Consider the following 14,862-nt stretch of genomic DNA (forward strand, 5'->3'; position numbering starts at 1 on the left):
CACCATGCCCGCGAAGGTAAACCGACTGAGCGTTAGAGAACGTCCAGCAGCTCCACATCAAACACCAGCACGCTGTGCGGCGGGATGCTGCCCACGCCTTGCTCGCCGTAAGCCAGCTCGCTCGGCACGTACAGGCGCCATTTGCTGCCGGCATTCATCAGCTGCAGGGCTTCGGTCCAACCGGCGATCACGCCGCCAACCGGAAACTCGGCAGGCTGACCACGATCGTAGGAGCTGTCGAATACAGTGCCGTCGATCAGGGTGCCGTGGTAGTGGGTGCGCACTGTGTCTTCGCGAGAAGGCTTGGCACCTTCGCCGGCGGTCAACACTTCATACTGCAGGCCAGAAGCCAGAACGGTGATGCCGTCACGCTTGGCGTTTTCAGCGAGGAACGCCAGACCCGCACCGGCCGCTGCTTCGGCCTTGGCAGCCGCTTCGGCTTGCATGATGTCACGGATGACTTTGAAGCTAGCGGTCAGCTCCGCTTCGCTGACGCGGCTTGGCTGGCCGGAGAAGGCATCGGTGATACCGGCGATGATGGCTTCCAGGCTGGCACCCGGCGGCGGGTTGTCGCGCAGCTGACCACCCAGCTGACGGCCAATGCCGTAGCTGACGCGGGTTTCGTCAGTCGAGAGATTGAGTTCGGACATAGCACGGCTCCGCTAGGGGCTAAAAAAGGTCGGCCAGCCTAGCACAATCCGCCTGGCCGCCCTACCCGCCGGCAGCGCCCTGACGATGACGCCGACAGCGCTCGGAGCAGTACTTCACCTCATCCCAGCAGCGCGCCCACTTCTTGCGCCAGGTGAAGGGCAGGCCACACACCGCACAGGTTTTGACCGGCAATTCGGCCTTTTTCACAGGACCTCGCCCGCATCCAGACGCGCCAACAACTGCTCACCCCGCGTCCATAAGCCCTGCTGCTTGGCATCGCTCATCTTGTCCAAACCGCGATAGATCATGCCCAACCGATGGTTACCGGACAGCTTCTCGCGGTGGCGCATGAGGAAATGCCAGTACAGCGCATTGAACGGGCAAGCCTGCTCACCCACGCTTTCCGTGACCTTGTAGGCGCAGTCGCCGCAGTAGTTGGACATCCGTTTGATGTACTGACCACTGGCGCAATAGGGCTTGGAGCCCAGATAACCGCCATCGGCGTGCATGACCATGCCCAGGGTGTTGGGCAGCTCGACCCAATCGAAGGCATCCATGTACACCGCCAGGTACCAGTCGCAAACCTGGCTGGGCTGGATACCGGCCAGCAGGGCGAAGTTGCCGGTGACCATCAGCCGCTGGATGTGGTGGGCATAGGCATGTTCCAACGTCTGGCCGATGGCCTGACTCATGCATTTCATGCGGGTTTTACCGGTCCAGTAGAACTCCGGTAGCGGCCGAGTGTTGCCGAAGGCATTGCGCTCGGCGTACTCCGGCATGTGCATCCAGTAGATGCCGCGCACGTATTCGCGCCAACCAATCAACTGCCGGATAAAGCCTTCCGCAGCATTCAGCGGCACCTGGCCACGCCAGTAGGCCGCCTCCACATCCGCACACAGCCGGCGCACATCCAGCAGGCCGATATTCAGCGCCGCGCTGATCCGCGCATGGAACAGAAACGGCTCACCGACTGCCATGGCGTCCTGGTAATCGCCAAAAGCCGGCAGGGCGAAATCGAGAAAATGCTGCCACAGCGCTTCGGCCTCGGCATGGGTCACCGGGTAATCGAAAGCCGCCAGGCTGCCGTAGTGATGACTGAAGCGCTCGGCCACCAGCACCAACACGTCCTGGGTAATGGCGTCCGCCGAGAAGCGTGCCGTCATCGGCGCCTTGATCTGCTTGGGCAGTGCCTTACGGTTTTCCGCATCAAAGTTCCAGGCACCGCCCACCGGGGTACCATCACCATTGAGCAGCAAACCGGTCTTGCGGCGCATCTCGCGGTAGAAAAACTCCATACGCAGCTGTTTGCGACCCTCGGCCCACTGTACAAACTCGTCACGACCACAGATAAAGCGGCTGTCGGCATGCCAGGTGATCGGCACGCCGCTGCGCTTCAACTGATCTTCCAGCCGCCACTCACCACACTCGGTGACATGCACTTCAGTCGTCTGCAACTGCGCGACCCAGCGCTGCAACTCTCCCGGCAGCGAGCCGCTGTTGTCCGGGTCGTCCAGTGCTACGTACTGCACGCGCCAACCGCGCTCGCGCAATGCCTCGGCAAAGTGACGCATGGCACTGAAGATCAGCGCAATTTTCTGCGGGTGGTGTGGCACATAGTCCGTTTCGGCGGCCACCTCTGCGAGCAACACCGCATCCTGCTGCGGGTCCAGAGCCTGCAGACTGGGCAGATCGAAAGACAGCTGATCACCCAGTATCAGGGCGAGCCGGCGAGTGGTCATAACACAACTACCTCGGTGTTTGGGCAGCGCCGTAAATGGCTCAGCACGATGTGGTAGGCATCCAGACTGAATGCCTGGGATGGCTGCTGACTGACGGAATGAAGCAAGGCCGGGTCATCGACCGTGGCCAGGTAGCGCCACTGATCCAACACATGCCACTGCGAGAGCCCATGTTCAGGATCACGCTCAACCAGCGCGACAGTCCCCGGCCAGGGCCATGCCACCGTACGCAGCTGTTCGCAGGCGGCCAGCAGCCGGGCATCATGCGCAGCACGAGGTTCTTGCCCGCAGCAGGCGCCCTGACAGCCACCCAGTTGAGTGGCAAAGCACGCGCCCATGCCCGCTTCCAGACCGATCAGACGTAAACACAACTGATGCTTGCGCGCCTGGCTGCGCAACCAGTCCTGAGCCTGACGCCGTGAGCGGAATAAACCGACACTGCTGTCAATCGGTGCATGGGCGTCGACAGCCTGCAATGCCAGCTGCCAACCGCCCGGAGACTGGCTAAGGCTCCACGTCAGCAGTTCACGCTGGCGCCGCAGTTGCCGGTTATACAACGGCAAAAGCCGCTTGACCTCCGCAGCCTCCAGCAACAGCGCACCCAGCTCGCCGGCTGTAGGCTGCACGCGCACCTCACGGATCTGCTGAGCCACCTGCAGGCTTCGACGGCTGTGGTGATCATTCTGGAAATGCGATTGCACACGCTGACGCACATTACGGCTTTTGCCGATATACAGCAGCGCCTGGTTGTCGCCATAAAAGTAGTAAACACCCGGCCGCGCAGGCAGCGCTTGCAATCGCTCAGCACTGAGGAACCGAGGGACTGCCGCTTTGCGTAGTTGGCGTTGCACTTGAACGTCCAGTAGCTCAGCGGGCACCTGCGATTGCAAACTGGAGAGCAACTGCCAAACGGCATCGGCGTCCGGTAGTGCGCGATGACGGAAGAAACGCCGGATCTGTTGACGCTCACACAGCGTCTCCAGACTGTAATCCGGTAAATCCGGCCAGGCGGCACGCGCGAGCCGCACGGTGCACAACTGCCGGTAACGCACCGACAGGCCTGCGAGGGTGAAGGCCCGCCGCAAAAATGCATGCGCCACACGCAGGTTGTGCCCGACCACCACCCGCCCTTCCAGCAACCGGGACAGCTCGCCAGCAATCTCGGCAAACACAGGCTGCTCGTCCAATTCTGCCGGTAACACACCTGACAGCCGCGAAACAGTGCGGGGCAGCGCACAGGCGGGCTTTAACAACCAGGAGTGGCGCGCCACCACCGAACCCGCCTCGACCTGCAACACAGCAATCTCCCAGATGCAGTCCTTGTCAGGATGCATGCCGGTGATTTGCACATCGATAACAGCCAGCGGGCGAGCAAGCAGCGGGGTTGTGGGGTTCAAGGCATTACCAGGACGAATTGAAGGAGATCGGTACGCGCAGGGTGTCCTGGGTGCCGTCCTGCATGCCGCACATCTCGTCATGCACCACCGCGTGCACCAGGTGGAACGGGATACGCGGCAAGTCGTGCAGCAGGTCGCGTGCATGCTCAACAGAGCGCAGGTGCAAGGTTTTGCCTTGGCCATCGTTGAGAGGATGGACCCGACCATCCATGTGCGCTTCCAACAAGTAGATGCCACCCTCAATCGAGATCAGGTTGAGGGCGTCGATATTTCCGGAATGGGCATGCTGTGACAGCTCTTGAAGATTCATGGCTACGTCCTCGGGCAAGCAAAGTTATACAAAAAACTATACAAATACAATTCTTGTACAACACAGCAAAAGCACAAGGCACAAACCAAACCGCCCGTCCGTTTTGCAACGGCCGGGCGGCGGGTCCAGCAGCAAACGATCAGTGATCGTGCTTGGTGAGCTTGTCCAGGTAGCCCATGGCAAACGCCGAGAGCACAAAGGCCATATGGATGATCACGTACCACATCAGCTTGGTATCGGGGATGTTCTGCGCATTCATGAACACTTTGAGCAGATGAATGGAGGAGATCGCCACAATGGAAGCTGCCACTTTCATCTTCAGCGAGCTGGAATCCATCTTGCCCAGCCAGCTGAGCTTCTCGGTGCCTTCCTTGATATCCAGTTGGGAAACGAAGTTCTCGTAACCGGAGATCATCACCATCACCAGCAGACCGCCCACCAGCGCCATATCGATCAGCGACAACAGCACCAGAATCAGATCGGCTTCAGCCATGGCAAAGACGTTAGGCAGGATGTGAAAAACTTCCTGAAAGAACTTCAATGCCAGCGCCAACAGGGCCAGCGACAGGCCGAAATAGATGGGCGCCAGCAGCCAACGCGAGGCATACATGGCATTTTCGATAATGCGTTCCATAAGGACTCACTCAGGGTTCAAGACTGCCGGCGAGTATACCCAGCGCCCCCGCCCAGACAACCCTGGCGTGTGGCAATCAAGGCTCGCTGCAGTTATCCCCGACAACTGTGGATAACCTTGTGGGCAGGCTCAGGATGAATGACTGCACGCTTGCACGACAGCGGCTTACAGGAGGCTGGTCAGAAACTCGCCAGACGCCTGCTCAGGTGTCTGGATGGCGCTGGCAGTCGCGCAGTGGATGGCCACGATCACCGTTTAGGCGACGCAACTCCGCCTGGATATGCAGGCGCCAGATCGGCACATCAGCGGCTTGCTCATAGCCCATGCCCTGCAGGTTTTCAGCGATATCGACAAGGATGCTTTCAGCAGCAAAAGCCCCGTGGAATGGGCCCTGTGCCTTAATCGTGGAAGGCTGCGCCCCAGCCATGCCTGCCGCACAAATCAGCGTCCAAAGGCCGTTGTTACCGGCCAGCGGCAACACCACGCATTCAATACGGGTATCCAGGCCCAAGCAGTGACGGGTGAGATTGAGGCTGCGCACCATGGCGACGACCCTCTCGGGAGCAGGTCTTCAGCCTACACCCGAGCGAGCGCCACTGGGAAGCCAACAGTTACCCCCGCTTACTGTGGATAACTGTGTGGATGAAGTGAGGAAAAGCCGGCCTGAGCCAGGCGCACGGGCCGGCGGCGCAATTCGCTCAGTGACTGACCAGCCACCGGGCGAATTGTCGCAGCCGGGCGGTCATTCAGCCGCCGGCTTTTTCGCCCGAGGCTTCTTCTCCTTGGCCGCAGCAGCCGGTTCTTCCTTCTTCGGCTCCTCTTTGTCGTCCTCTTCCATGCCCATGGCAGCGATATCACGCAGGCGTTCAACCACCCGCGCATTGACGCTGCCCGCCGGGAACTGACCCTGCTCATTCGGTGAACCGGCATCCGCACCGACCAGCAGACTCAGCGCCTCATCCACCTGGCGCACGGCATAGATATGGAACTGCCCAGCACGTACCGCCTGTAGCACCCGTTCATCAAGCATCAGGGTGGTGACGTTGGAGTGCGGGATGATCGCGCCCTGCTCGCCCGTAAGGCCACGCGCTTCGCAGAGGCGGAAGAAGCCTTCGATCTTCTCGTTAACCCCACCCACCGCCTGCACTTCACCGAACTGGTTGATCGAACCGGTAATGGCGAAGCACTGCTTGAGCGGCGTGCGCGATAACGCCGAGATCAGCGTGCAGACCTCACCGAGCGAGGCGCTGTCACCGTCGACATAACCGTAGGACTGCTCCAAGGCGATGCTCGCGGAAATCTCCAGGGGGAATTCCTGAGCATAACGACTGCCCAGGTAACCGGTAAGGATCATCACGCCCTTGGAGTGGATCGGCTGACCGAGATTCACCTCGCGTTCGATGTCGACGATGCCGCTGCCACCCGGATACACCGTGGCGGAAATCCGCGCCGGTACACCGAAGGCCGAATCGCCGACTTCCAGCACAGTCAGGCCGTTGCACTTGCCCACGGCTGCGCCGGCGGTATCAATGAGGATGATACCGGCCAGCATGTCATCGATGATCCGCGCCGAAACGCGACCGGTGCGGGTGGCTTTGGCCTTTAGCGCGCGCTCGATATGCCCGGCGTCGGTCACTTCATCCCCAGCCAGGCTGCGGATAAAGTCGGCTTCACTGACCAGCTGGAACAGATCGCCAATACGCGCCGACAAACGCCCCTGATGCTCGGCCAGGCGCGCGCTGTAGGTCGCAACCCGCGCCACGGCCGCCGCAGTCAGCGGCGCCATACCCTCTTCCGAGGTGCGGGTTTTCATCAGCTGGGCGAACTGCTCCAGGCTGTCGTCGGCCAGCGGGATGTCTTCATCGAAGTCGACCAGCACACGGAACATCTCCTGGAAGTCCGGATCGAGGTCCTGCAGCGTGTAATACAGCTGACGCGAGCCGATGATCACCACCTTGAGGTGCAGCGGAATCATCTGCGGGGTAAGGGTCACGGTGGCGATGCGGCCCAAGTCACCGAGCGGCGACTCCATCTTCAGCTGGCGCGATTGCAGGGCGCGCTTGAGCGCATCCCAGACAAACGGCTCGCCGAGCATCTTCTCCGCTTCCAGAATCAGAAAGCCACCGTTGGCGCGGTGCAGCGCACCGGGACGCAGCTGACGGTAACTGGTGTAGAGCGCGCCCTGGTCAGTGTTGTATTCGATACGACCAAACAGGTTGTCATAGGTCGGGTGCGGCTCGAACACCACCGGTGCGCCACCTTGGGCGTGATGGCCGACTACCAGGCTCGGGCAGTACTGTTCTTCGAGCAGTTTGCGGGTCTGCGCATCGGCCTTTTCCACTTCGACCAGTTGATCGACCACGGTTTTCAGCAGATTGACCTGAACCGCCTGCAGGTAGGCGCAGACCCCGGCGTTTTCCGCGTACTTCTGCGACAGCGGCGCCAGCAGCGGTTGCAGGGCAATGGTGATGGTTTCTTCATTGAGCTGACGCAGCAGGTTGCTCGACTCGCGCTTCCACTGCGGCAGACTGGACAGCTCCTCGTTGAGGCGCTCTTCCAGGGTGGCGATATCGGCATGGAAGCGCTCGCGCTCGACTTCCGGCAGCTGGGCAAACTCGGCCTCATCCAGCGCCTTGCCATCGAGCATCGGGGTGAAGGCGATATTGCTGCTGTCACGATAGAGGGCGACGCTCTTTTCCAGCGACAGGCGCTCGACCACATCCAGCGCCTGGTCGTAGCGCTTGTTGAAGTCGCGGTCGATGGCGTTTTTCTTCTGCTGGAACGAGGGGTGCTCGAACACCGCCGGGAAGGTCGCCAGCAGGTTATCGATCAGGCCGTTGATGTCAGCGAGAAACTCGCCGGCAGTGCCGGACGGCAATTCCAGTGCCCGCGGCTCGCGCGGCTCATCAAAATGGTTGACGTATACCCGGTCAGCCGGGGTTTCCAGGCGCTTGGCTTCAGCCTTGAGGTAGCGCTTGACGAAGGAGAAACGCCCGGTACCGGGCTCACCCATAACAAACACGTTATAACCGGGGCGCGGCATCGCCACGCCGAACTGCAGTGCTTCGACGGCGCGTTCCTGGCCCAATACGCCACGGAAGGGCTCCAGGTCTTCGGTATTGGTGAAGTTGAACTGCTCAGGGGAGAAGGGACGGGTAAGTGCTTCAGGTGCCAACCGCAAATGGGCTGCGACGGAGTCTGGCATTGGAAATCCTTGGACGGGGGCCTGGTGGAAATCATGGCCGCATCGGCCCGCATCCACAAGCCAAAAGGCGCGTCCTGACTCGGCAAATCTCGCCAAGTGCCACACCACTGCACCCGCGCTGAGCAGAGCGCGACTAACCGTACGTCATCACGCTGCCGGTCGTGGCGTCGACTAACCGGCGCAAAAGCAACTTCGCGGCGGGATTGCTGCCCGCCGATGTAGACGCGCATTCAACGTTAGCGCGCATCGGCACAGGCCATACAACACTCTGCCGCGGGCATCACCTGTAACCGCGCCGCACTGATGGCCTCACCGCAGCGCAAGCACAAGCCGTAGCGCCCCTCGGCCAGGCGCAGCTTGGCGAGGCCGACTTGGCGCAACCCGGTCTCGGCTTCGGCCAGCAGCGCCTGCAGCACGTCATCGTTTTGCCGCTGCTGCGCTTGCTCGGCAAAACCTGCCGAATGCAGACGCGCCAGATCCTGGCGGATCGCATTGGCGCGAGCGCTGTATTCGTTTACCAAGGTGTACAGGGCGATATGGGGGTCGAAAGCAGGCATGTAGGCAGTCCTCGGGAGCACTGCATTCAGTGTGCTCCAGTGCTGGCGCCAAACACTGTCGCAGATCAGTACTTGCTCGCGCGTTGCACGCGGAACCGGCAAACAAAAACGGAGCCTTTCGGCCCCGTTTTTTTTATTGCAACCTGACTTACTGCGCCAGCTTCTTGTAACGCACGCGGTGCGGCTGCGCGGCTGCGTCGCCCAAGCGTTTTTTACGATCCGCTTCGTACTCGGTGTAGTTGCCCTCGAAGAACTCGATATGCGAGTCGTCTTCGTACGCCAGGATGTGGGTCGCCACGCGATCCAGGAACCAGCGATCGTGAGAGATCACAATGGCAGCGCCCGGGAAGTCGAGCAGCGCTTCTTCCAGCGAACGCAGGGTTTCCACGTCGAGGTCGTTGGACGGTTCGTCCAGCAGCAGCACGTTGGCGCCCTCTTTCAGGGTCAACGCCAGGTGCAGACGGCCGCGCTCACCACCGGAGAGGTCCTTGACGAACTTCTGCTGGTCGCCACCCTTGAAATTGAAGCGCCCGACATAGGTGCGCGACGGTACTTCATAGTTGCCGATCTTGATCATGTCGGAACCACCAGACACGGCTTCCCACACGGTTTTGCTGCCGTCGAGGTCGTCGCGGCTCTGGTCCACGCAGGCCAGCTGCACGGTTTCACCGATCTCGATGCTGCCCGAGTCCGGCTGTTCCTTGCCCATCAGCATGCGGAACAGGGTCGACTTACCGGCACCGTTACCGCCGATCACGCCGACGATGGCGCCCTTGGGCATGCTGAACGACAGGTTGTCGATCAGCGCGCGGTCGCCATAGCCCTTGCTGACGTTAACGAAATCGATGACCTTGTCGCCCAGACGCGGGCCGACCGGGATGTAGATCTCGTTGGTCTCGCTGCGCTTCTGGAATTCCTGCGACTGCATTTCTTCGAAACGCTGCAGACGCGCCTTGGACTTCGACTGACGGGCTTTGGCGCCTTTGCGCACCCACTCCAGTTCTTCCTTCATGGCCTTTTCATGGGCTGACTGCTGCTTGGACTCCTGGGCCAGACGATCCGACTTGGCTTCCAGCCAACCCGAATAGTTGCCTTCGTAAGGGATACCGGCGCCGCGGTCGAGTTCGAGAATCCAGCCGGCGACGTTATCCAGGAAGTAACGGTCGTGCGTGATCGCGACCACGGTGCCCGGGAAGTCGTGGAGGAAGTGCTCCAGCCAGGCCACCGAGTCGGCGTCCAGGTGGTTGGTTGGCTCATCCAGCAGCAGCATATCCGGGGCTGACAGCAGCAGACGGCACAGGGCCACGCGGCGCTTCTCACCGCCGGACAGGTGTTCAACCTTGGCGTCCCAGGCCGGCAGACGCAGGGCATCCGCCGCAACTTCCAGCTGACGCTCGAGGTTGTGGCCGTCGCTGGTCTGCAGAATGGCTTCGAGCTTGGCCTGCTCGGCGGCCAGCTTGTCGAAGTCGGCATCCGGCTCGGCGTAAGCGGCGTAGACCTGATCCAGACGCGCCTGGGCGTCCTTGATCTGGCTCACGGCCTCTTCAACCACTTCGCGCACAGTCTTGCTCGGGTCGAGCTGCGGCTCCTGCGGCAGGTAGCCGATATTCAGCTCCGGCATCGGACGGGCTTCGCCGTCGAACTCGGTGTCGACGCCCGCCATGATTTTCAGCAGGGTGGATTTACCAGAGCCGTTGAGGCCGAGTACGCCGATCTTCGCGCCAGGGAAGAACGACAGGGAGATGTTCTTGAGAATTTCCCGCTTCGGCGGTACGACTTTGCCGAGCCGATGCATGGTGTATACGTATTGAGCCATGATGACCTTGGTTCTGGGTTGAAACGAAAGAGAAGCCGCCAACTGATGCGTGTAGCCTAAGGCTAAACGGCGGGGACGGAGCCGCCAGGCGATACCAGCGCAGCATCCTGTTCATACAGTCACGCGCGCGTGCGGCAAAGCTACCGGAATGCGCCGAACAGGGCAAACGACGCTCGTCGGCGGCGCTGGCACTTTGCCACGGTTATGGCATGCTAGCCGCCCCCTGCCTGCCGGCCATTCTGCGCCCCCAGGAACCGTCATCGTCGCCCAGCCCCCAGGATGTAGGTCTTTGCCAACAGTCACGCCCCCAATCACACCGCGTACTCCCGGCGCGCCGCCGGCTGCGACGATGCGTGGGCCGACCCGTGGCGCACTGGTGGTGTTGGTGCTGAGCATGTTGGTGCTGCTGCTCTGGCAACTGCGCCAGGAGTCCCAGCAACTGCTCGACAACCAGCGGCAACTGGGCCTGGCCTACAGTTCGCAATTGGCCAACCACCTCAATTTGAACATGGCGCTGAAAGCCAGTGCCGGCCAGGCGCTGCTGCAGCCCCATGTGCTGCCGCCAAACAACCCGGATGAGCTTGAAGAACTGCTGCACACGCTGCGCGGCGTATTCCCGACGCTGCGCAGCCTGGCCTGGCTGAATGCCGAGGGCCGCATCATCGCTGACAGCCATGCGCCCACCGACGACACGTTGTACCTCGAAGAGTTGCTGCAACGGGGTGGCCGTGACAGTTTCTTTTATACCTTCAGTGCCAACGAGCATGGGCGTATCTACCTGCTGCTGCGGCATAACCCCGACAGCACGGCCAGCGGGTTCTGGATATTGCGCCTGACCAACCAGGCACTTACCGGTTGGCTGAATGAACACCATCAAAGCAAACATCACTGGCTACTGGAAGACCGCAATGCTCAGCGGGTGATTGCCAGCAACGTGGCCCAAGGCATTCAAAATGCAGCCGTCGCGCCGCCTGTGACTGCGGAAAACCTCGACCAGAGCATGTTGGAAACCCCACTCAAAGGCAGCGACTGGCAACTGCGTGCGCTGTTCAACGAGCGCAAGGTGCGCGCCCAACAGCTGCCGCAGCAGGCCAGCAAGCTGCTGCTGTTTATCCTCTGCGCCACCCTCACGCTGTTGGCGCTGTACCGCCTGCTGAATGAGCAACGCAACCTGCACGCACTGAATACCGCCTCGCGGCGCTCATTGCAGCAAGCAGCCAGCGTACTCGGCGCCATCGAAGAACGCGTGCTGGTCACCGACAGCAGCGGCCAATTGCAGTACCTCAACCCGCAAGCGGAAGCGATGTTTGGGTTGAGCAACGATGAGGCGCGTGATTGGCACCTGCTGAAACTGCTGCCACGCCTCGACCCGCTGCTGCTGCACGACACCGCGCTGCACAACGACCTTGGCCCGGACCTGGTAGAAATTCAGCAGAACGGCGTCACTCATCTGTATGACATCAGCCGCAGTGACTTGAGCGAAGACAACAAGCGCACCGGTTTTGTCTGGGTGCTGCGCGATGTCACCGAAGAACAGCATGCCTCGCATGTGCTGCAGGAAACCCGCCGACGCTATCAGGACATCTTCGACGGCACCGGCACCGCCCTTTGCGTGCTCGACCTGGCTGAGTTACAGCGCTACCTGCAACAACAGCAACTGCGCAACATGACCGACCTGCAACGCTGGTTGGACGAAGACCCGCAACATCACATTGAGCTGTGCCAGCGCCTGCGCCTGACGGAAACCAATCAGGTGGCCCTGCAACTCCTCGGTGTCGACTCCAACCAGCAGGCCTGGCAACACTTGTTCAATAGCGGCCCGCTGCGCCCGGAAGGCTTCCGCATGCAGCTGCTCAGTGTTCTGCTCAGCGGTAGCGGTCAGCTGGAAATGGAGCGCCAGATCACCACGCCACAAGGGTATGAGCGCCACCTGTGGTTATTGATGCGCCTGCCGGAGAGTATCGACGACCTGCAGGCCGTGACCCTCAGCATCAGCGATATCACCAACCGCAAACGCATCGAAACGTCACTGATCGAGCGTGAGCGCTTCTGGTCCGATGTGGTCAACGCAGTGCCCGACACCATCTATGTGCACGACATCGCCGGCAAGCGGGTGATGTACAGCAACAACCACCTCGGCCCGCAGCTGGGCTACAGCAAAGCGGAAATGCGTGCCCTCGGTGATCGGCTGTGGGAAAAAATCCTGCATCCCGACGATGTCGAGCTGTACCAACGTATGCGCAATATCCAGCAGGTATTGGGCAATGGCCTGTTGATGCAGTTCGAGCTGCGCTGGCGGCACCGCGATGGCAGCTGGCACTGGTTCGATATCCGCGAGCAGGCCCTGGCGCGTGATGCCAAGGGCCGGGTCAGCCGATTGATTGGCGTGGCCAAGGACATCACCGAACAGATCACTCACAGCGAGTCCTTGCGCACCAGCGAGCAACGCTATCGCCTGCTGGCGGAAAGCATCAGCGACGTGATTTTCTCGACCGACGCCCAGCTGCAACTCAACTATGTCAGCCCATCGGTGATGCCGGTGCTTGGCTATGACAGCGAGTGGGCGCTGGCCAACGGCTTCCAGAGTTTGGCTACCAACCCGCGTCAGCTCAGCGGTTTCTACGCCCTGCTCGACCGTGTGCGCAACGCCCTCGGTGACCCGCAGCGCCTAGCCGAACTGCGCGCCGAATTTCTGCCGCAACTGTTCGTCTTTGACGCCTTGCGTGCGGATGGCCAGAAAATCCCCGTGGAACTGCGCTTGGTGCCAATGTGGGATGACAGCGGCCGTTTCGAAGGCTTGCTAGGTGTTGGTCGCGACATCAGCCTGCAGCGCCGCGCCGAGAAAGACCTGCGCATGGCCGCCACGGTATTCGAGCATTCCACGGCGGCCATTCTGGTCACTGACCCGGCCGGTTATATCGTCCAGGTCAACAACGCCTTCAGCCGGGTCAGCGGCTACAGCTCCAAACAGATTCTTGACCAGCTGCCGAGCGTATTGACTGCAGACACTCAGCAAGCCAGCCATCTGGCCTATGTGATCAAACAGCTCAACCAGCAAGGCAGCTGGGAGGGCGAGGTGTGGCTCAAACGCAAGAATGGTGAGAAATTCCCGGCTTGGGTCGGCATCACTGCGGTCAAGGACGATGAAGGCGACCTGGTCAGCTACGTGTGCTTCTTCAGCGATATCAGCGAGCGCAAGGCTAGCGAGCAGCGTATCCACCGCCTGGCCTACTACGACGCTCTGACCCAGCTGCCCAACCGCACCCTGTTCCAGGATCGCCTGCACAGTGCACTGCAGCACGGTGAGCGGCATCAGGAGTGGGTGGTGCTGATGTTCCTCGATCTCGACCGTTTCAAGCCGATCAACGACTCCCTCGGCCATGCCGCCGGCGACCGCATGCTCAAGGAAGTCGCCGTGCGCCTGCGCGCCTGCGTGGACAGCGACGACACCGTGGCGCGCATGGGCGGTGACGAGTTCACCTTACTGCTGCAATCCCAGGCGCAGCGTGTAGGCGCACTGACCCGCGCAATCCACGTTGGCGAGCAGATTCTCGCCAGCCTGGCGCAGCCGTTTATCCTCGAAGGCCGCGAATTCTTCGTTACCGCCAGTATCGGTATCGCCCTGAGTCCGCAGGATGGCAACGAGCTGAGCCAGTTGATGAAGAACGCTGACACGGCGATGTACCACGCCAAGGAACGCGGTAAAAACAACTTCCAGTTCTACCAGGCCGACATGAACGCCAGCGCCCTGCAGCGCCTGGAGCTGGAAAGCGACCTGCGCCACGCCCTCGAACAGGGCGAGTTCAAGCTGTTCTACCAACCGCAATTCTCCGGCGATGGCAAACGCCTGACCGGCGCCGAAGCGCTGCTGCGCTGGCAGCATCCACAGCGCGGCCTGGTGCCGCCGAGTGACTTTATTCCGGTCTTGGAAGAGCTGGGCCTGGTGGTCCAGGTTGGCGACTGGGTGCTGCGCGAGTCGTGCCGGCAACTGGCCGAATGGCACGAGGCGAAGATTCGTGTGCCGAAGATTTCGGTCAACCTCTCGGCACGCCAGTTTGCCGAAGGCGACCTGCATCAGCGGATTGCACAGATCCTTGAGCAGAGCGGTGTTCCCGCCGCCTGCCTGGAGCTGGAACTGACCGAAAGCATCCTGATGGAAGATGTGGCCAATGCCATGCAAACCCTGAGCAGCTTGAAGCAGCTGGGGGTGTTTATCGCCATCGACGATTTCGGCACCGGCTACAGCTCACTGAACTACCTCAAACAATTCCCGATCGACGTGCTGAAGATCGACCGCAGCTTTGTCGACGGCCTGCCGCATGGCGAACAGGACGGGCAAATCGCGCGCGCGATCATCGCCATGGCCCACAGCCTGAACCTCACGGTAATCGCAGAAGGTGTGGAAACCCTGGCCCAGCTGGATTTCCTGCGCGGCCACGACTGCGACGAAGTGCAGGGCTTCCTGCTGGGCAGGCCAATGCCGGCCCACCAGTTCACCGCGCTGTTTACCGGCACCGCCCTGTTTATGCTGAGCTGAATCGCCGGCGTACATG

Annotated in this window: 11 protein-coding genes; 1 reads left to right on the forward strand and 10 read right to left on the reverse strand. The window is 61.1% G+C overall.

All coding sequences use genetic code 11. The features are described 5' to 3' along the window. Window positions 1–32: 32 nt before the first annotated feature. The 10 genes from HCI85_RS05485 to ettA all read right to left on the reverse strand — a co-directional run bounded on the left by HCI85_RS05485 (window position 33) and on the right by ettA (window position 10,309). Entirely contained in the window at window positions 33–650 is a 618-nt protein-coding gene (locus HCI85_RS05485; RefSeq protein ID WP_167142793.1) for an FKBP-type peptidyl-prolyl cis-trans isomerase, read from the reverse strand. Between the two features lie 61 nt (window positions 651–711). Then, complete coding sequence (locus HCI85_RS05490; RefSeq protein WP_160085563.1) at window positions 712–858, reverse strand: DUF2256 domain-containing protein; 147 nt, start codon at window positions 856–858, stop codon at window positions 712–714. After that, window positions 855–2,390, reverse strand: a complete 1,536-nt coding sequence (locus HCI85_RS05495; RefSeq protein WP_167142796.1) for a cryptochrome/photolyase family protein — start codon at window positions 2,388–2,390, stop codon at window positions 855–857. Before HCI85_RS05495 ends, HCI85_RS05490 begins: the two co-directional genes overlap by 4 nt. After that, entirely contained in the window at window positions 2,387–3,787 is a 1,401-nt protein-coding gene (locus HCI85_RS05500) for a 3'-5' exonuclease family protein (protein ID WP_241693732.1), read from the reverse strand. The genes HCI85_RS05495 and HCI85_RS05500 overlap by 4 nt, the downstream gene beginning before the upstream one ends. Before the next feature lie 4 nt (window positions 3,788–3,791). Continuing rightward, window positions 3,792–4,097: a DUF6482 family protein gene (locus HCI85_RS05505; RefSeq protein WP_090249432.1), complete on the reverse strand. Its 306-nt coding sequence runs from the start codon at window positions 4,095–4,097 to the stop codon at window positions 3,792–3,794. Window positions 4,098–4,236: 139 nt separating this feature from the next. After that, a complete protein-coding gene (locus HCI85_RS05510) occupies window positions 4,237–4,731 on the reverse strand; it encodes a TIGR00645 family protein (RefSeq protein ID WP_090249435.1) in 495 nt (164 codons plus the stop codon). A 202-nt stretch (window positions 4,732–4,933) separates the two neighbouring features. Further along, window positions 4,934–5,275 carry a PA4575 family protein gene (locus HCI85_RS05515; RefSeq protein ID WP_090249438.1) on the reverse strand — a complete coding sequence of 114 codons (342 nt, stop codon included), beginning with the start codon at window positions 5,273–5,275 and terminating at the stop codon, window positions 4,934–4,936. 198 nt (window positions 5,276–5,473) lie between these two features. Further along, window positions 5,474–7,936, reverse strand: a complete 2,463-nt coding sequence (locus tag HCI85_RS05520; protein ID WP_167142803.1) for a Lon protease family protein — start codon at window positions 7,934–7,936, stop codon at window positions 5,474–5,476. A 236-nt stretch (window positions 7,937–8,172) separates the two neighbouring features. Then, window positions 8,173–8,493 carry a TraR/DksA family transcriptional regulator gene (locus HCI85_RS05525; protein WP_167142806.1) on the reverse strand — a complete coding sequence of 107 codons (321 nt, stop codon included), beginning with the start codon at window positions 8,491–8,493 and terminating at the stop codon, window positions 8,173–8,175. Window positions 8,494–8,641: 148 nt separating this feature from the next. Continuing rightward, window positions 8,642–10,309: an energy-dependent translational throttle protein EttA gene (ettA, locus tag HCI85_RS05530; RefSeq protein ID WP_090249445.1), complete on the reverse strand. Its 1,668-nt coding sequence runs from the start codon at window positions 10,307–10,309 to the stop codon at window positions 8,642–8,644. Window positions 10,310–10,658: 349 nt separating this feature from the next. Between ettA and HCI85_RS05535 the strand changes: the two genes are divergently transcribed. Beyond that, complete coding sequence (locus tag HCI85_RS05535; RefSeq protein ID WP_167142810.1) at window positions 10,659–14,846, forward strand: bifunctional diguanylate cyclase/phosphodiesterase; 4,188 nt, start codon at window positions 10,659–10,661, stop codon at window positions 14,844–14,846. The last annotated feature ends 16 nt before the right edge of the window (window positions 14,847–14,862 follow it).

Source organism: Pseudomonas sp. OTU750018 (genome assembly GCF_011636575.1).
In the GTDB taxonomy this organism is placed as follows: Bacteria; Pseudomonadota; Gammaproteobacteria; order Pseudomonadales; family Pseudomonadaceae; genus Aquipseudomonas; species Aquipseudomonas peli.